Source organism: uncultured Massilia sp. (assembly GCF_913773735.1).
In the GTDB taxonomy this organism is placed as follows: Bacteria; Pseudomonadota; Gammaproteobacteria; order Burkholderiales; family Burkholderiaceae_D; genus Telluria.
Genome location: NZ_CAJYEB010000032.1, coordinates 20,168 through 38,898 on the forward strand (window position 1 = coordinate 20,168; position 18,731 = coordinate 38,898).

The 18,731-nt window shown below is 68.0% G+C and carries 11 protein-coding genes; 5 read left to right on the plus strand and 6 right to left on the minus strand.

Annotation, left to right across the window (positions count from 1 at the left end):
- Positions 1-68: 68 nt before the first annotated feature.
- Together QZ749_RS15685 and QZ749_RS15690 are read left to right on the plus strand one after the other, a co-directional pair.
- Positions 69-287, plus strand: a complete 219-nt coding sequence (locus tag QZ749_RS15685) for a hypothetical protein (RefSeq protein WP_296948776.1) — start codon at positions 69-71, stop codon at positions 285-287.
- A gap of 428 nt (positions 288-715) precedes the next feature.
- Complete coding sequence (locus tag QZ749_RS15690) at positions 716-2,839, plus strand: ATP-dependent helicase (RefSeq protein WP_296948777.1); 2,124 nt, start codon at positions 716-718, stop codon at positions 2,837-2,839.
- 405 nt (positions 2,840-3,244) lie between these two features.
- On the opposite strand, the gene QZ749_RS15695 is transcribed toward QZ749_RS15690, so the two are convergent.
- The gene (locus QZ749_RS15695; protein ID WP_296948946.1) at positions 3,245-3,853 is read right to left on the minus strand and encodes a phosphohydrolase; all 609 of its coding nucleotides are present in this window, start codon (positions 3,851-3,853) and stop codon (positions 3,245-3,247) included.
- A gap of 188 nt (positions 3,854-4,041) precedes the next feature.
- On the opposite strand from QZ749_RS15695, the gene glpD reads away from it, so the two are divergent.
- Positions 4,042-5,640, plus strand: a complete 1,599-nt coding sequence (gene glpD, locus QZ749_RS15700; protein WP_296948778.1) for a glycerol-3-phosphate dehydrogenase — start codon at positions 4,042-4,044, stop codon at positions 5,638-5,640.
- 189 nt (positions 5,641-5,829) lie between these two features.
- Here the strand turns inward: glpD and QZ749_RS15705 are convergent, their stop codons facing one another.
- Positions 5,830-8,487, minus strand: coding sequence for a M1 family metallopeptidase (locus QZ749_RS15705; protein ID WP_296948781.1), 2,658 nt, complete (start codon positions 8,485-8,487; stop codon positions 5,830-5,832).
- Positions 8,488-8,660: 173 nt separating this feature from the next.
- Here QZ749_RS15705 and QZ749_RS15710 point away from each other — a divergent pair, with 173 nt between their 5' ends.
- On the plus strand, positions 8,661-9,284 hold the full coding sequence (locus tag QZ749_RS15710; protein ID WP_296948782.1) for a glutathione S-transferase family protein: 624 nt from the start codon (positions 8,661-8,663) through the stop codon (positions 9,282-9,284).
- Between the two features lie 56 nt (positions 9,285-9,340).
- On the opposite strand, the gene QZ749_RS15715 is transcribed toward QZ749_RS15710, so the two are convergent.
- Both QZ749_RS15715 and QZ749_RS15720 read right to left on the minus strand, forming a co-directional pair.
- Positions 9,341-10,192 (minus strand): CheR family methyltransferase, encoded by an 852-nt coding sequence (locus QZ749_RS15715; protein WP_296948783.1) that lies wholly within the window; start codon positions 10,190-10,192, stop codon positions 9,341-9,343.
- Positions 10,180-15,132, minus strand: coding sequence for a response regulator (locus tag QZ749_RS15720; protein ID WP_296948784.1), 4,953 nt, complete (start codon positions 15,130-15,132; stop codon positions 10,180-10,182). The genes QZ749_RS15715 and QZ749_RS15720 overlap by 13 nt, the downstream gene beginning before the upstream one ends.
- 351 nt (positions 15,133-15,483) lie before the next feature.
- On the opposite strand from QZ749_RS15720, the gene QZ749_RS15725 reads away from it, so the two are divergent.
- Positions 15,484-16,215: a LuxR family transcriptional regulator gene (locus QZ749_RS15725; protein ID WP_296948785.1), complete on the plus strand. Its 732-nt coding sequence runs from the start codon at positions 15,484-15,486 to the stop codon at positions 16,213-16,215.
- Here the strand turns inward: QZ749_RS15725 and QZ749_RS15730 are convergent.
- Positions 16,190-16,459 carry a helix-turn-helix transcriptional regulator gene (locus QZ749_RS15730; protein ID WP_296948787.1) on the minus strand — a complete coding sequence of 90 codons (270 nt, stop codon included), beginning with the start codon at positions 16,457-16,459 and terminating at the stop codon, positions 16,190-16,192. The two genes, QZ749_RS15725 and QZ749_RS15730, sit on opposite strands and share 26 nt — an antisense overlap.
- Positions 16,460-16,633: 174 nt before the next feature.
- The gene (locus tag QZ749_RS15735; protein WP_296948789.1) at positions 16,634-18,664 is read right to left on the minus strand and encodes a prolyl oligopeptidase family protein; all 2,031 of its coding nucleotides are present in this window, start codon (positions 18,662-18,664) and stop codon (positions 16,634-16,636) included.
- Positions 18,665-18,731: the final 67 nt, after the last annotated feature.

An 18,731-nucleotide genomic window follows, 5' to 3' on the forward strand; every position in this document is an offset into this window, starting at 1 on the left:
GACTTCGGCTCATCCTGGCAAATACTCCTTGGTGCCAGGCCTTTATCTTCCATCCAGCGGGAAACGCGATGAACCAGGACATCCTCGAACGGGACGACGACCCCATGACCGTCAACTACCAGCGCCGCGACATCCAGATGCAGGAAATCGTCGACCTGGGTATCGCGCTCCAGCAGCGCGGCAATACCATGACCGCGGTCGAATACCTGCGTTCCCAGGAGGTGCCGAACGCGGTCATCGAACGCGTGCTGACCCAGCCGGGATGCCGGCGCGCATGGTCGGTCTGAGCGCGCCCTGAAGGCGATTCCGGCGATTCCGGAGTCGCGCCAGGCGCGCATGCACGCAAGGTTATACACAAAAATTTCTTGTGTTCATCTTGCATATTTTTTTGATCTGTGCGCTACTTGACTTCGTAAACCCTTGATTTTACGTGGGGCGCGAATTGCCTGCGCAACGGGCAAGTTGTTGGAAGCCGCATCCCGTCTCGCTTCCGGCGTGTCAAGTAGGTGTTTTTCCACAAGCTTGTCCACAATTTTTGTGGATATCTGGTCAATCCCTTTAAAACCATGCACTTGGCGCGCCTTCGTCGCGCGAGGCGGCGGCCGCGCGCGGACGCTGATGCCATTTCGCTACACCTGTCATTCCGCGACTGCCGATCCCGCTTGCGCAAGCCTACTGGATAAATGTACAGTCTAGTCATCTTTCCAGCTCGTCCATGTCTACCGCCACCGCCACTCCCGCCGAATCCGCTGCCCCGGCCGATGCCGCCCATGCAGCCGATGCCGCCCGCGACCCGTTCGCCAGCCTCAATGCCGAGCAGCGCGCCGCCGTCGAGCACGACATCGGCGTGGCGGCGCCGCGTCCGCTGCTGGTCGTGGCCGGCGCCGGTTCCGGCAAGACCAGTACGCTGGCGCACCGCGTCGCGCGCCTGATCCAGTCCGGGGCCGATCCGCAGCGCATCCTGCTGCTGACCTTTTCGCGCCGCGCCGCCAACGAGATGGGGCAGCGCGCCGCCGGCGTGCTGCAGCGCCTGTTCGGCACGTCGACGCAGGCCTTCGCCAGCCTGCCCTGGGCCGGCACCTTCCACAGCATCGGCGCGCGCCTGCTGCGCGAATACGCCGGCCGCATCGGCCTGGACCCCGCGTTCACCATCCACGACCGCGCCGATTCCGAGGACCTGATGGGCATGGTGCGCCAGGAGATCGGCCTGGGCCAGACCCAGAAGCGCTTCCCGTTGAAGGGCACCTGCCTGGCCATCTACTCGCGGGTCGTCAACAGCCGCGATCCGCTGGACGCGGTGCTGCAGTCGACGTTCCCGTGGTGCGGCGAATGGGAAGAGCAGCTCAAGCGCCTGTTCGGCGCCTACGTCGACGCCAAGCAGGAGCAGAACGTGCTCGACTACGACGACCTGCTGCTGTTCTGGTCCGAGATGGCGTCCGACCCCGAGCTCGGCCCGGAACTGGGCGCATTGTTCGACCACGTGCTGGTCGACGAGTACCAGGACACCAACCGCCTGCAGGCCGCCATCCTGCAGGGCATGAAGCCGGACGGGCGCGGCGTGATGGTGGTCGGCGACGACGCCCAGGCCATCTATTCCTTCCGCGGCGCCACGGTACGCAACATCCTCGACTTCCCGCAGCAGTTCAGCCAGCCGGCCGAGGTCGTCACGCTGGACCGCAACTACCGCTCGACGCAGCCGATCCTGGACGCGTCCAACGCCGTGATCGCGGCCGCCGTCGAACGCCACGCCAAGACGTTGTGGACCGATCGCCAGGCGAGCGGCAAGCCGGAACTGGTCCTGATCCCCGACGAGGCCGAGCAGGCGCGCTGGGTCTGCCGGCGCGTGCTGGAGCAGCGCGAGGCCGGCATCCGGCTGACGCAGCAGGCGGTGCTGTTCCGCGCCGCCAGCCACAGCGCGGCGCTGGAGCTGGAGCTGGTCCGGCGCAACATCCCGTTCGTGAAATTCGGCGGCCTGAAGTTCCTCGAGGCGGCGCACGTCAAGGACCTGCTGGGCGTGTTGCGCTTCGCCCAGAATCCGGGCGGGCGCGTGGCCGGCTTTCGCGTACTGCAGCTGATCCCCGGGATCGGCCCGGCGACGGCGGCGCGCATCCTCGACGCCGTGGCCGCCGCGGCGGCGCCGGCCGACGCGCTGGCGGCGTACGCGGTGCCCAAGCGCGCCGAGGCCGAATGGCGCCAGTTCGCCGCGCTGTTCCGCACGCTGGGGACCACCGGCCTGCGCTGGCCGCTCGACGTCGAGCTGGTCAAGGACTGGTACCTGCCGCACCTGGAACGCCTGTTCGACGACGCGCCGGTGCGGGCCGCCGACCTCGAGCAACTGGTGCAACTGGCGGGCGGCTACGGCTCGCGCGAGAATTTCCTGACCGAGCTGACGCTCGATCCCCCGGACGCGACCAGCGACCGCGCCGGCGCGCCGCTGCGCGACGAGGATTACCTGATCCTGTCCACGATCCACTCCGCCAAGGGGCAGGAGTGGAAGGCCGTGCACGTGCTCAACGTGGTCGACGGTTGCATCCCGTCCGACCTGGCGACGGGCAGCCTCGAGGACATCGAGGAAGAGCGGCGCCTGCTGTACGTGGCGATGACCCGCGCCAAGGAGCACCTGCACCTGGTGGTGCCGAACCGTTTCTTCGTCAAGCAGCAGGCACAGATGGGCGACCGCCACGTGTACGCCCAGCGCACGCGCTTCATCGCGCCGGCGATGCTCAGGCATTTCGAGGAATGCGTGTGGATGGACGCCGAGACGCCGCAAAGCCGCAAGCCGATGCCCGACAGCGTGCGCATGCTGGTGCGCGACCGCGCGCGGCAGTTGTGGAAATGATACTAAAAAAGGATGAGAAGGCGTCGGTTGCGCGTGACTTGTGGTGAGTTATCCCCCGTGCATGATTTTTGTAGGAATTTGCCTCGTATTACGCCATGCTTAAAACGCGAGCAGGTGCAAGTCCTTGATTTCAAAGGGTTCATAATTTGCCTGTTCCTTGGGCAGTTTGTTGAAACCCGCATCAATACTGCACTTCTGGCTTGTCAAGAGGCGCTTGTCCACATAGTTATCCACATTTCTTGTGGATATTGGAATAAAGCGAATCGAATCAATGCCTTAGGTCATTTATTTGATCCGCCATCGAGCATTTGCAAGTCGATAAGATTTGACGGGGATCATGTTCCCGCGACGGGAGCGGGGAGACCGTAGGGCAGGGCGCTGGTCGCCGCGCCGCCACGCCGCCATTCAGGCCGCGTCGCCCTGGTCGATCCGGCGCAGCAGGGTCTCCAGCGCCGCCAGGAAGCGTTCGGCGGCCAATAGCGGCGGCCACGGTTCCCACGGCGTGCAGCCATAGGCCTCGGCCAGCGGATCGCGTTCCAGCACCGCCGAGCGGATCTTCAACGTGGCGCGCACTTCCTGCACCGACCAGCCGGCGACGTGGACGGCTTCGCTGGCCGCGGCCAAACGGTCGGCGCGCTTGTGCAGGGCATGCTCGGACGGCGTCCAGGCCGGCAGGCCGTAGCGCAGGAACACGGCCTGTTCCAGGCGCCGCGTGAGCGCCCGGAAACCGTCGCCGAGGAAGGGCTTGATCGGCGACACGGCATCGAAGCCGAGCAGGCCTTCCTCGGCGTCGTGCAGCAGTTCGCGCAATTCGATCACCGCCGGCAAGGGCGCGGGGGCGGCGGTGCGGCGCAGCAGCATCACGGCGATGGAATGCTGGGCCACCGACAGCGGCAGCGGCCAGGCCGAATGGCCGCCCCAGCGGTAGGTGCGGGCCAGGCCGAGCGCCAGGTCGGCGTCGTCCCAGTCGAAGGGCGTCGGATTCAACAGGTCGAGCCGCTTGCCCGAAGGCATGCGGACCCAGGCGCGCATCTCGGGCGCCATCTCAGCGGACACGGAGGCAGGTCGTCATGGCAGGATTCTACACGGCCCGCCGAGTTCCCCGGCTGGATTGACGTGGCCGAACACCGGGGCGTCTTCAGGCAGTATATTGACCTGCGGCCCGACGGCCACATCGCGGGGGGACGGGAATGGGAGGACCAATGACGGGAACACCGAAGCGCATCGATTGCGACCTGCTGGTCGTCGGCGGCGGCATCAATGGCGCCGGCATCGCGCGCGACGCAGCCGGGCGCGGCCTGCGCGTCGTCCTGTGCGACAAGGACGACCTCGGGCAGCATACCTCGTCCGCCTCGAGCAAGCTGATCCACGGCGGCCTGCGCTACCTCGAACACTGGGAATTCGGCCTGGTGCGCAAGGCGCTGGCCGAGCGCGAGGTGCTGCTGAAAAGCGCGCCGCACATCATGCGCCCGCTGCGCTTCGTGATGCCGCATGCGCCGGGGCAGCGTCCCGCCTGGATGATCCGCGCCGGCCTGTTCCTCTACGACCACCTGGCGCCGCGCGACTTCCTGGCGCCGTCCACGCGCCTGCAACTGCGCGGCGATCCGGCCGGCGCGCCGCTGCAGCGCCGGTTCACGCGCGCGTTCTCGTATGCCGACGCCTGGGTCGACGATGCCCGCCTGGTGGTGCTGGCCGCGCTCGACGCGCGCGAGCGCGGCGCGACCGTGCTCACGCGCACGCGCTGCGTGCGCGCCTGGCCGGAGGGCGGGCGCTGGGCCGCCAGCCTCGACGGCCAGGCCGGGCAGGGCGTCACGCACGTGCATGCGCGCTGCCTGGTGAACGCCGCCGGGCCCTGGGCGGCGGCGTTCCTGCAGGACGTCGCGGGCATCGGCGGCACCCCGCCGCTGCGGCTGGTCAAGGGCAGCCACATCGTGGTGCCGCGCCTGTTCGCGCATGACGACGCCTACCTGCTGCAGCAACCCGACGGCCGCATCGTGTTCGCGCTGCCCTACGAGGGCGCGTTCACGCTGGTGGGCACCACCGACGTCGAGCACACGGCCGCAGTGGGCGCCCTCGACCGCGTGGCGATCAGCGCCATGGAAACCGCCTACCTGTGCGATGCCGTCAACCGCAGCTTCGAGCGCCACATCGGCCCTGGCGACGTCGTGTGGAGCTACGCGGGCGTGCGGCCGCTGGTCGGCGCGGCGGGCACCGTCGCGGCGGCGTCGGCGCCGCCCGCCGCGCGCGCCAGCCGCGACTACCGGCTGGAACGCGACGACCGGTTCGGCGTGCCCCTGCTGTCCGTATTCGGCGGCAAGATCACGACCTTCCGCAAGCTGGCCGAGCAGGCCGTCGACCTGGTCTGTCCCGCGCTCGGCCGCCAGGCGCGGCCGTGGACGGCGCAGGCCTGCCTGCCGGGCGGCGACCTGTACGGCCGGGTGCCGGTGGCGCGCGCCGTGCTGGAATTCGATGCCTGGCTGCGCACGCGCCGCCAGCAATACGCGTGGCTGCCGCCGGCGCTGCTGGAACGCTATGCGCGCGCCTACGGCACGCGGCTGGCCATCCTGCTGTCCGGCCGGCGCGCCGTCGACGACATGGGCGAGGAAATCGTACCGGGGCTGTTCGAGGCGGAGGCCGACTACCTGGTGCGCCACGAATGGGCCATGACGGCGGCCGACATCCTGTGGCGCCGGACCAAGCTGGGGTTGCATTTGCCGAAGGGCGCGGCGGCCACGCTGGACGGCTGGCTGGAAGCGCGCCGGCGCAGGGTGCTGGCGGCGTCGGGAAGCGGAGGGTGGTAATGCAGCGAAGGCGTACCCGGCGATGCGACGGGTAGGGTGGGCACGTTTCATTTGAGGCCGGGGACCTCGAATGAAACGTGCCCACCAGGCGCCGGCATCACGCAAGCGTCTGGCGGGCACGGGGTGCCCACCGACGCCGGCACCGGATCGACGCCGAAAAACGTCGGTCCGGCGCCGCGCGACGCCAGATCAGTTGGCGTTCTTCGCGAGCCAGGCGTCGATGTCCGGCAGGCGCTGCTCCTTGACCTTGATGCGGTCCTGGATCGCGGCGATGCTCGCCTCGACGTCGCCGCGCGCGCTCGCCGCCAGGTTGGCGCCTGCGTAGGCGTCCAGCTTGCCGATCATCGCCGGGTCGGACGAGCCGTAGGCCAGGCGCGCGTAGTAGCGGCTGCGCGAGGTGGCGTCGATGCGCTGGTTCATCTGGTCCTGGTGGGCCAGGGCGAAGTCGAAGGCCATGTCCGGGTAGCGTCCGGCCACGGCGCCGATCATCGACGCGCTGCTGGTCAGGCCCGGTTCGTCGGTCAGCGCCAGGTCCAGCGCGCGCTGGGCCAGCGCCTTGTCGCGCGCGGTGCCCAGCAGCGCATACAGGTTGGACTTGAGCAGCGGCGTCGTTTCCGCCTGGGCGCGGGCGCGCAGCGCGTCCCAGGTGGCGGCGTCGGCGTGCTGGGCGACCACCGCGAGGATGGTCTTGCGCAGCTGGCCCGGCACGGCTTGCGGATCCTTGTCCATGGCGGCGTAGCGGCGGCGCGCCTCGGCGATCACGCCGGTGTCGCCCAGTTCGCTCAAGACCGCGATCAGCTGGTTGCGCAGGTTGGCGACCGAGGTCGCCTCGCCGGCGCGGGCGTTCCAGCCGACCTGGGCCATCACGGGCGCCAGGCGCGCGACGGCGAAGGCGTCGAACGCCTGCTGGCGCTGCGGCTCGCCGTTATAGCGGGCGTGCCAGCCGGAGAGGATGCCGGCGATGCGCGCCCACACCTGCGGCTCGGCGCCCAGCGGCGCGCCCTTGGCCAGGGCGAGCGCGTCGGATGCCGGCTGCATGCCGGCCATGCCCAGCGCAGAACTGTCGGACAGCAGGCCGATCTGGTCGATCGGCGCCAGCTTCGCGAATTCGCGCGCCAGCGCGGCGAACTGGGCCGGCGCGTACAGCGTGCGGTAATAGCCGCTCTGGCCGGCGTTCACGACCACGGCGCCGCAGCCCGGCAGCGTGATCGTGCCCTTGCCGCCCGCGACCAGCGTGCTGGCCGCCTTGTTGCCGGCCACCTGCGCGATGACCGGCACGCGCCAGGCCAGCGGCGCCTTGTCGGGGCGGTCGCGCGAGAACTCGGCCTGGGTCAGCGCCACCGTGGTCTTGCCGCCGGTGCAGGACGGTTCGCCGACGCGGATCAGGGGCACGCCCGGCTGCAGCGTGAAGTCGTGGGCGATCGCCGTCACCGGCTTCTTCGCCGCCTTCTCGATCTGCTTCCACAGGTCGTCCGACACGGTGTTGCCGTAGGCATGGGCCTTCATGTAGGCGCGCACGCCGTTGCGCCACGCATCCTCGCCCACGTAGGCCTCGAGCATGCGGATCACGGCCTCGCCCTTCTGGTAGGTGATCTCGTCGAAGGCCTGGCTGGCCTGCTCGACGGTCTCGATGTGCTGCACGACCGGGTGGGTGGCGGCGGTGGAGTCGCGCGTCATGGCGCCGTCGCGGCCGCCGACCGCGCCCAGGTGGCTGTTCCATTCCGGATGCAGGCGCTCGGTGATGCGGCCTTCCATCCACGAGGCGAAGCCTTCGTTGAGCCACAGGTCGTCCCACCAGCGCATCGTGACCAGGTCGCCGAACCACTGGTGCGCCATCTCGTGGGCCGCGGTGACGAACACGTTCTGGCGGTCGCCCTGGGTCGAGATCGCCGGGTCGAGCAGCAGCGCGTATTCGAAGGTGAAGATCGCGCCCCAGTTTTCCATCGCGCTGAAGAACTGGCTCTGGCCCGGGCCGGCGATGTTGTCGAGCTTGGGCAGCGGGTAGCGCACGCCGAAGTAGTCGTTGTATTCCTTCAGGATGGCCTTGGAGGATTCGAGCGCGAACTCGGCCTGCTTGACGGCGCCGCGGCGCGTGATGACGCCCAGTTCCGTGCCCTCGACGCTGGCCGTGGCGCGCTCGAAGTCGCCCAGGCCGAAGAACAGCAGGTAGGTCGACATCTTCGGCGTGGGCGCGAAGCGCACGTGCTGGCGGCCGTCCGCCAGGGTCTCGACCTTGCCCGGCATATTGCTGACCGCCATCTGGCCGGCCGGCACGACCACGTCGAGCGCGAAGCTGGCCTTGTACGCCGGCTCGTCCCAGGACGGGATCATGCGGCGCGCGTCCGAGTTCTCGAACTGGGTGAACAGGGCGCGCTGCGGCTTGCCGTCCGCGCCCGGGTAGTCGAGCGAGAACAGGCCGACGGCCTGGGTGCCGATCACGCCGGTGTAGTCGAGCGTCAGGCGGTAGCTGCCGGGCGCCAGCGGACGCGCGAAGCGGAAGGTCGCCGTCTGCGCCTCGGCGTCCACCGTCGTGGTGGCGCTGGCGGCCGCGCCGCCCGCGGCGGGCGCGATGCTGGCGCTGGAAAACTTGAGGTCGGCGGCATTGAGCGTGATGCTGTCGGTGGCCTTGGCCACCGTGACGGTGATGACGGCCCTGGCGCCGAAGGTCGCGGCGGCGGCGTCCGGCGTCAGCGAGACGTCGTAGTGCGTCGGCGCGACGCCGCGCGGCAGCTGGGTGGTGGTCTCGACGGCGGCCTTGGCGGCCCTGGCGGGCGCGGCATGGGCGTGGGCGGCGGGCAGGCCGGCGAAGGCCAGGGCGATGGCGGCGGAAAGCAGGCGGCGGTGCATGGGAAGTCGTGGGTCCTGGTTGTATGTATGTCGAACTTGCGCGCTGGGTGTCGTACGACGGGCAAGGCCAGGGAGCGAATCTACGGGCAAAACCATGACAATGTCAACGCAGCAATGCGCTATGATCGGGTGCAATACGCCGATCATGGACAGGAACAGGACAGGAGGACGACATGAGACTTTACAGCGCCAGCCGCGCGCCCAATCCGCGCCGCGTATCGATGTTCATGGCCGAGAAGGGGATCGCGGGCATCGAGGTCGTGCAGGTCGACCTGGGACGGGGCGAGCACCGCAGCGACGACTTCGTCGGCAAGAACCCGCTGGCCCAGGTGCCGGTGCTGGAACTCGACGACGGCCGCACGCTGTCCGAGACGCGCGCGATCTGCACTTACCTGGAGGGGCTGCACCCGCAGCCGAACCTGATGGGCGAGGGCTTCGAGGAGCGCGCCTTCATCGAGATGATGGACCGGCGCTGCGAGCTGCAGCTGTTCCTGCGCATCGCCAACTGCGTCCGCCACACGCATCCGGGCCTGGCGATGCTGGAACAGCCTCAGTTCGGCGCCTTCGGCGTGTCGCAGGGCGACAAGGTGCGCGCGACGGCGCGCTGGCTGGACGGGGTGCTGGCCGGGCAGCCGTACGTGGCCGGGGAGCGCTTCACGATCGCCGACATCACGGCGTTCTGCGCGCTGGAGTTCGCGCGCGGGCTGATGAAGTTCCGCCCCGGGCAGGAGGGGATGGACCACCTGCAGGCGTGGCGCGACCGGATGGCGGAGCGGCCGAGCGCGGGCGCGATCTAGATGGCGTCGACCGGACGCCGCCCGCCGGGTCCGGGGCGACGTTCATGGGCCGCGCCTCATCCCACCCGCTTGTACCACGGCCGCTCGCCCGCGATGGCCTGGTAGGCGCCCGCGTGCGCATCCGACACGGCCAGCGGCCGGTCCAGGCACAACACGCCGAAGCGCGCCAGGCTGTCGTGGAACAGGCGCAGCACGCGCTGGCGCAGCACCGGGCCGAAGTCGGCCAGCGCATGGCAGCAGACGATCGCCTGGAACTCGTTGAACGAGGCGTCGGTCACCAGGCTGTACTGCGACCAGGTGATGCGCCGGCGCAGTTCGGCGCGCAGGCGCGCCATGCCGTCGCGCACCTCGAAGTGCGCCATCAGCGCGCCGGCCGCGCCGCTGGCGGCGTGGCGCGCGTGCGCCTCCTCCAGGTGGGACAGGGGCAGCCACGCATCCTGCATCTGCGCCACCAGTTCCTCGTTGGCCAGCGTGGCGTGGATGTCGAGCCGGTCCAGCACGCCTTCCTCGGCCAGCACCACGGCCAGCGTCCACGCTTCGCCGATGCCGGCGCATTCGGCGACCCACACGCGCGGCAGCGGCCAGCCGCTCAGCGACGGCGCCAGCACGGCGCGCAGGCGCGCCGCATGGCCGGGATTGTCGAACAGCGCGGCCGGCGCCGGCGCCAGCTGGCGCAGCAGGCGCGCCGCCGCGGCGCCGTCGTGCAGGATCCGTTCCTGCAGGCCGGACAGGGTGCGCACCCCGTGCGCGCGCAGCGCCTGCGCCAGCCGGGCGCGCAGCACGGCGCGGTCCCAGGCGCGGAAGTCGTGGCCGAAGCGCTGGAACACCGCCTCCAGCAGCAGCTCGGTTTCCAGTTCCTCGACCGCCAGGCCGGCGGCCAGTCCGGTCCAGGCCATCAGTGCAGCCACACGCGCATCATCGACAGCAGCTGGGCCACGTCGACCGGCTTGGTGATGTAGTCGGAAGCGCCCGCCGCGATGCACTTGTCGCGGTCGCCCTTCATCGCCTTGGCCGTGAGCGTGATGATCGGCAGCGACTTGAACTTCGGGATGCGGCGGATCGCGCGCATCGTGTCGTAGCCGTCCATCTCCGGCATCATGATGTCCATCAGGACGATCTCGATGCCCGGGTCCTTTTCCAGCACCTCGATGCCGTCGCGGCCGTTCTCGGCGAACAGCACCTGCATCTGCTGGCGCTCCAGCAGCGAGGACAGGGCGAAGATGTTGCGCAGGTCGTCGTCGACGATCAGCACCTTGCGTCCGGCCAGGCCGCCGTCGAGCGCGTGGATTTCTTCCAGCATGCGCCGCTGCACCTCGGGCAGGCTGGCCTGCGAGCGGTGCAGGAACAGCGCGGTCTCGTCGAGCAGGCGCTCGGGCGAGCGCGCATCCTTGACCACGATGGTCTTGGCATAGCGCTTCAGCTTGGTGACCTCCTTGCGCGACAGCTCCTGCGCGGTGTAGATCACGATCGGCAGGTCGCGCAGCTGCGGCTGCTTGCCGACCTGGTCGAGCAGGTCGAAGCCGGACACGTCGGGCAGGGTCAGGTCCAGCACCATGCAGTCGAACTGGTCGGAGGCCAGCGCCTGCAGCGCCGACTTGCCGTCTTCGGCCGTGACGATGTGCACGTCGGAAGCGCCGATCAGCGCCACGATGGCGTCGCGCTGGGCCGGGTCGTCCTCGACCACCAGCAGCGAGCGCTTGCCGCCCATCAGGAACTTCTGGATGCGCTTGAATTCCTCCTGCAGCATGTCGCGGTCGACCGGCTTGTTGATGTAGGAGATGGCGCCCTGGCGCAACGCCCGTTCGCGCTCGCGCAGCGCCGAGATCACGTGCACCGGGATGTGGCGCGTGCCGGGGTCGCGCTTAAGGCGGTCGAGCACCGTCAGGCCGTCGATGTCGGGCAGGTCGATGTCGAGCAGGATCGCCGAGGGCAGGTAGTCGCGCGCCAGCGACAGCGCGGAATCGCCGCGCTGGGTGACGACGCCCTTGAAGTTCTTCTCGCGCGCGAAGTCGAGCAGGGTCTTGGCGAAGCGCTCGTCGTCCTCGACGATCAGGACCGAGGCGTCGCCCGGCAGCACCAGGCCGCGGTCGTCGCGGATCGAGGTGTACTCGAACATGCCGGCCGCGTCGTCGGCCGGCTCGGGCAGGCCGGCCGCATCGGCCGCATCGGCGGCCTCGTGCGCGTCCAGCGTGGCCAGGCCGCCCTCCGGCTCGGCCTCGCTGCGCACGGTGACGACGCCGCTGACCGTCTGCGGCGGCGCCAGGCGCGCCGGCTGCGGCTGGCGCGTCTGCTCGTAGTTGATGAAGCCGGCGCGGTTGTACGGCAGGTACAGCGTGAAGGTGGAGCCGACGTTGACCGTGGACTCGACGCGGATCTCCCCGCCCAGCAACCGTGCCAGCTCGCGCGAGATCGACAGGCCCAGGCCGGTGCCGCCGTACTTGCGCGCGGTCGAGCCGTCGGCCTGCTGGAATGCCTCGAAGATCAGCTGCAGCTTGTCGGACGGGATGCCGACGCCGGTGTCGCGCACCGAGAACGCCAGCACGGCGTCGGCATGCAGCAGGTGCGGGTGGTCGGCGGTCCAGCCGCTGGTGACCAGGCTGATGGTCAGCGACACGTGGCCGTGGCTGGTGAACTTGAAGGCGTTCGACAGCAGGTTCTTCAGCACCTGCTGCAGGCGCGTGGTGTCGGTCATCACGGCCGTCGGCAGGTTGTCCGCCAGGTCCACCTGGAAGCCCAGGTGCTTGGCCTCGGCCATGTGGCGGAAGGTGCGGTCGACGTAGTTGCGCAGGTTGGAGAAGCGGTATTCCGAGACGTCCAGCGTGACGGTGCCCGACTCGATCTTCGACAGGTCGAGGATGTCGTTGATCAGCGTGAGCAGGTCGGAGCCGGAGCCGTGGATGGTCTTGGCGAATTCGACCTGCTTGGACGACAGGTTGCCCTCCGGGTTGTCGGACAGCTGCTGGGCCAGGATCAGGAGGGAGTTGAGCGGCGTGCGCAGTTCGTGCGACATATTGGCCAGGAACTCGGACTTGTACTTCGAGGACAGCGCCAGCTGCGTCGCCTTTTCCTCCAGCGCCAGCTTGGCCTGTTCCACCTCGCGGTTCTTGCGTTCCACCTCGATGTTCTGCTCGGACAGCAGGCGCGCCTTCTCGGCCAGTTCCTGGTTGGTCTGCTGCAGTTCCTGGGCCAGCGACTGCGACTGGGTCAGCAGCGACTCGGTGCGGCTGTTCGCCTCGATGGTGTTGAGGACGACGCCGATCGATTCCATCAGCTGGTCGAGGAAGGACAGGTGGGTTTCCGTGAAGCGGTCCAGCGAGGCGATCTCGATGACGGCCTTGACCTGCTGCTCGAACAGGATCGGCAGCACGACGATGTTCGTCGGCGGCGCCGAGCCCAGGCCCGAGGACACGACGATGTAGTCGCGCGGCACGTCGGTCAGCCAGATGCGGCTCTTCTCGATCGCGCACTGGCCGACCAGGCCTTCGCCCGGGGCGAACGAGGTCGGCAGCTTGCGGCTGGAGCGGTAGCCGTACGAGGCGATCATGCGCAGGCGCTGCTCCATCTCCTGCGAATCCATCATGTAGAACACGCCGTGGTGGGCCGAGACCAGCGGCGCCAGTTCGGACAGGATCAGCTTGGTCACGGCCTGCAGGTCGCGCTGGCCCTGCAGCAGCCGGGTGAAGCGCGCCAGGTTGGTCTTGAGCCAGTCCTGCTGGGCGTTCTTCTGCGTCGTCTCCTTCAGGTTGCGGATCATCTCGTTGATGTTGTCCTTCAGGTAGGACACCTCGCCGCGCGCTTCCACCTGGATCGAACGCGACAGGTCGCCGCGCGTCACGGCGGTGGCCACCTCGCCGATGGCGCGCATCTGGTTGGTCAGGTTCGCCGCCAGCTGGTTGACGTTTTCCGTCAGGTCCTTCCAGGTGCCGGCCACGCCGGACACGTTCGCCTGGCCGCCCAGCTTGCCCTCGGTACCCACTTCGCGCGCCACACGGGTCACTTCCGAAGCGAACGAGGACAGCTGGTCCACCATCACGTTGATGGTGTCCTTCAGTTCCAGGATCTCGCCCTTCACGTCCACCGTGATCTTCTTGGACAGGTCGCCGCGCGCCACGGCGGTGGTCACCGCCGCGATGTTACGGACCTGGCCTGTCAGGTTCGACGCCATGAAGTTCACGTTGTCGGTCAGGTCCTTCCAGGTGCCGCCCACGCCCGGCACGTAGGCCTGGCCGCCGAGTTTACCCTCGGTGCCGACCTCGCGCGCCACGCGGGTCACCTCGGACGCGAACGAGGACAGCTGGTCGACCATCACGTTGATGGTGTTCTTCAGTTCCAGGATCTCGCCCTTCACGTCCACCGTGATCTTCTTGCCCAGGTCGCCGTTCGCCACGGCCGTCGTCACTTCCGCGATGTTACGGACCTGGCCCGTCAGGTTGCCCGCCATCGAGTTCACGCCGTCGGTCAGGTCCTTCCAGGTGCCGGCCACGCCCGGCACGTTGGCCTGGCCGCCCAGCTTGCCCTCGGTGCCGACCTCGCGCGCCACGCGCGTGACCTCGGACGCGAACGAGTTCAACTGGTCCACCATCACGTTGATGGTGTTCTTCAGCTCCAGGATCTCGCCCTTCACGTCCACCGTGATCTTCTTGGACAGGTCGCCGTTCGCCACCGCGGTCGTCACGTCCGCGATGTTGCGCACCTGGCCCGTGAGGTTGCCCGCCATCGAGTTCACCGAGTCGGTCAAGTCCTTCCACGTGCCGGCCACGCCCTTCACCATCGCCTGGCCGCCCAGCTTGCCCTCGGTACCCACTTCCCTCGCCACGCGGGTCACCTCGGAGGCGAAGGACGAAAGCTGGTCCACCATCACGTTGATGGTGTTCTTCAGTTCCAGGATCTCGCCCTTCACGTCCACCGTGATCTTCTTGCCCAGGTCGCCGTTCGCCACGGCGGTGGTCACCGCCGCGATGTTGCGCACCTGGCCCGTCAGGTTCGACGCCATGAAGTTCACGTTGTCGGTCAAGTCCTTCCACGTGCCCGCCACGCCCGGCACGTAGGCCTGGCCGCCGAGCTTTCCTTCGGTGCCGACCTCGCGCGCCACGCGGGTCACCTCGGAGGCGAAGGAGCGCAACTGGTCCACCATCACGTTGATCGTGTCCTTCAGCTGCAGGATCTCGCCGCGCACGTCCACCGTGATCTTCTTCGACAGGTCGCCGTTCGCCACCGCGGTCGTCACCTCGGCGATGTTGCGCACCTGCGAGGTCAGGTTGCCCGCCATCGAGTTCACCGAGTCGGTCAGGTCCTTCCAGGTGCCGGCCACGCCCGGCACGTAGGCCTGGCCGCCCAGCTTGCCCTCGGTACCCACCTCGCGCGCCACGCGCGTCACCTCGGAGGAGAACGACGAGAGCTGTTCCACCATCGTGTTGGCGGTGGTGGCCGCGCGCAGGTACTGGCCCTTGAGCGGGTGGCCGTCGACTTCGAGCGCCATCGTCTGCGACAGGTCGCCCTTGGCCACGGCGCCGATCACGCGCGCCATCTCGGTGGTGGGGCGCACCAGGTCGTCGATCAGGGTGTTGACCGAGCTGAGGATGGTCGACCAGCCGCCGACCACGCCCGGCACGTCGGCGCGCTGGGTCAGGTGGCCCTCGCGGCCGACCACGCGCGACACTTCCGTCACCGCTTCGACCATCTTCTGCTTGGTTTCGATGATGTCGTTCAGCGTGTCGGCGATCTTCCCCGACACGCCGGTCCAGTCGGACGGCATGCGGATGGAAAAATCGCCCTTCTTCAGGGCCATCAGCGTGGACAGGAGCAGCTTGACATCGAGCTGTTCGGCCATGTCGGTCATCGTATTCATCGACTCGGGTTCCTCGTGGAAGAGTGCGGGCAGGGCGGGATGCGGTTTGTTAAATCCGGAAAAACGAAAGATACTCTTGTAACCAGGCAAGTCAAGTCCGGCTTGCAACGCCAACAATAACTTGCATTTATGCAATTTTGATCAGACAATTCGCGCGAGGATAAAAGAACGGCGGGATTTGCGGCGCACGATTGGCAGACAGTGTCCCGGGGAAAGGTTTTCTGGCCTTCCGCATCACTGGACAAGTGCCTGGAAATTAGCCACTATGGATAAAAGCATAATTGTTCGTGCTTTTCGGTTACAACTCATCTAGCATGGCGACTGTCATTACAACAACAGCGCGAGGAAGACATGAAGACGGTCGAACTTGACGGGCTGCTGCACAGCGACACCCCTGCCGCGTGGGGGCAGGCGCTGTTCGCGCTGGGCCGCGAGTACGGCTTCGACAAGGTGATGTTCGGGATGTCGGGTTCGCGCCATGCGCGCCTGGACAATGCCTTCATCCAGACCAACTTCCCCGTGAAATGGCGCGAGCGCTACGACGCCGAGCGGCTCGCCTACGTCGATCCGGTCGTCGTGCACTGCCTGCAGAGTACGCTGCCGCTGATCTGGCAGCCCGAACTGTATCGCAGCCAGGCCCAGCGCGCGCTGTACGAAGACGCCTGCAGCCACGGGCTGCGCGCGGGCGTGAGCTTTCCGATCCACGGCCCGAACGGCGAGTTCGGCCTGCTGTCCTTCGCGGTCGATGCGCATCCCGACGCGGTGCGGCTGCGCGGCACGACGGCGATGCTGGCGGAACTGGCGCTGGTGCGCGACTATGCGTTCGCGTCGGCCGTGCGCTTCTGTCCGCCGGCCGCGCAGGAAGCGGCGCCGAAACTGACGCCGCGCGAGCTCGAGGTGCTCAATTGGGTGATGGTGGGTAAATCATCCTGGGAAATCTCGAAAATCACCGGCTGCTCCGAGGCGACGGTGAACTTCCACATGGGTAACATCCGGCAGAAGTTCAACGTCAATACGCGGCAGCAGGCCGTCGTCCGGGCGATTTCCCTGGGGCTGATTACCCCAGAAGATCACCATCGTTGAGCTTGCCGTTGATGTAGAGCTTCAACAGCAGGGCGACGGGGGCGGGGATCGCGAGACCGGTCTCGAAGCGGCTGCCGCTGGACTGGGTCACGCCGAAGCGTCCCCAGAACTTTTCCTGGCTCTCGCGCTTGCTGATCCGGTACTTTTTCAGGTCGCCGACGGAGAGCGCCGGCGAAACCGGTTTGACCAGGGTGCCTGCCGCCGGTTCACGCAGGCTTGCTTCGGTAACGAAATCATTAGCCATCGCCGCTCCCTCAGGGAAAGATGTGTGGGAGACAAGTATTCCATGCATCATTCATCTCGCGTCCTAGCAATCCTGCTAGTTCCCGCTGGAACTCCCCCGGAGCGGTATCCCTGCAACCGCGGCTGGGGCTTGCTTTATATCAAAAGATAGGGCAAGCCCCGTGTCCCTTCCTTGCTATTTCAGCTGCTTCAGCAGGAAAGCGAAGGTCAATGCATACATCGTCGCGGTCTGCTCGTTGTTGGCCGCGCCGGCATGGCCCCCCTCGGTGTTTTCCCAGTACAGCACGTCATGGCCCTGGGCCTGCATCAGCGCCGCCATCTTGCGCGCGTGGCCGGGGTGCACGCGGTCGTCGCGCGTGGACGTGGTGAACAGCACGCGCGGATAGCGCTTGTCGGCCGACACATTGTGATACGGGGAATAGCGGGCGATCGCCGCCCACTGCTGCGGATCGTCCGGATCGCCATACTCTCCCATCCAGGACGCGCCGGCCAGCAATTGGTGGTAGCGGCGCATGTCCAGCAGCGGCACCTGGCAGACGACCGCATTGAACAGGTCGGGGCGCTGGGTCAGCGCGGCGCCGACCAGCAGGCCGCCGTTGCTGCCGCCCATGATGCCGAGGTGGCGCGGCGAGGTCAGGTTGCGCCGGACGAGGTCCTGGGCCACGGCCAGGAAGTCGTCGAAGGCCTTCTGGCGGTTTTCCTTCAGCGCCGCCTGGTGCCAGCGCGGCCCGAACTCGCCGCCGCCGCGGATGTTCGCCAGCACGTAGACGCCGCCCTGGGCCAGCCAGGCTGCGCCGGTCACGCCGCTGTAGAAGGGTTTCAGCGAGACTTCGAAGCCGCCGTAGCCGTACAGCAGCGTGGGATTGGCGCCGTTCCAGGCGATGTCCTTGCGCATCACGACGAAGTAGGGGACATAGGTGCCGTCCGCGGATTTCGCGGCGAACTGGCTGACCGTGTACGGCGCGGCGTCGAAGAAGGCCGGCATCGACTTGAGCAGCTCGCGCTCGTCGCTGCCCGCGTGCGCCAGCCAGGTGCTGGTCGGCGTCAGGAAGTCGGTGACGGTGAGGAAGTAGTCGTCCGATTCGATCTCGTCGACGCTGTCGACTTCCAGCGCGCCCATGGCCGGGGCGTCGACGTCGCGGCGGATCCAGCGCCCGTCCTGCAGGCGCAGCTCGACGACGCGGTTCTTGACGTTGTCGAGGATGGTGAGCAGGATCGCGCTGCGCGTGGCCGTGACGCCGTCCAGCGACGTGGTCGGCGTCGGCTGGAACAGCATCTCGAAATCGGTCTCGCCGGCCAGGTAGCGTTCGAAGTCCATGGCCAGCAGCGCGCCCTGCGGCCAGGTGCGCCCGCCCGCTTCCCAGTCGGAGCGCAGCTCGATCACGATCTCGTTGCGGATCGTGAAGGCGTTGGCGTCGTCCGGCTTGGGGACCTTCGTCAGCCGGGCGCCGTCGCGCAGGAACAGCTCGCTGCTGTAGAAGTCGATCTGGCGGTTGACGAATTCGCGCTCGTGGCCCGGCGTGAAATCCTTCCAGGCCGAGGCCGACAGGTCGTCGGGCAGGGCGGCGTAGACCGTGACGGCGTCCTGCAGCGGCGTGCCGCGCCGCCACGCCTTGACGATGCGCGGGTAGCCGGAACTGGTCATCGATTCCGGGCCGAAGTCGGTGGCGACGAACACGGTGTCGCGGTCGATCCAGCCGATGCTGGTCTTGGCTTCGGGGACGACGAAGCCGTCGGCGACGAAGGCCTTGGCGTCCAGGTCGAACTCGCGCACCACGTGGGCGTCGCCGCCGCCGCGCGACAGCGAGACCAGCGCGCGGTCGCCGCGCGGCCTGAGCTTGACGCTGCCGGCCCAGACCCAGTTCTCGTTCTCGGCGCGCGCCAGCGCATCGAGGTCGAGCACCGTCTCCCAGGCCGGTTCGGCCTTGCGGTACTCCTCCAGCGTCGTGCGGCGCCACAGCCCGCGTTCGTGCGTGGCGTCGCGCCAGAAGTTGTACCAGAAGCCGGCGTGGTAGGCGACCCAGGGGATCTTTTCCTTCGAATCGAGGATCGTCTTCAGGCGCGCGCGCAGCGGCGCATAGTCGGCGCGCGCCGCCAGCTCGCCCTCGCTGACGGCGTTGCGTTCGCGTACCCATTCGAGCGCGCCTTCGGACGCCACCTCTTCCAGCCAGCCGTGGGGATCGGCGTTCGTCGTCGTGTCTTGCATATCGGTTTCCTTGTTCCTCTCGGGGCCGCCGCGGGCGGATGGCGCCATGGTAGCAAACAACGGCGCG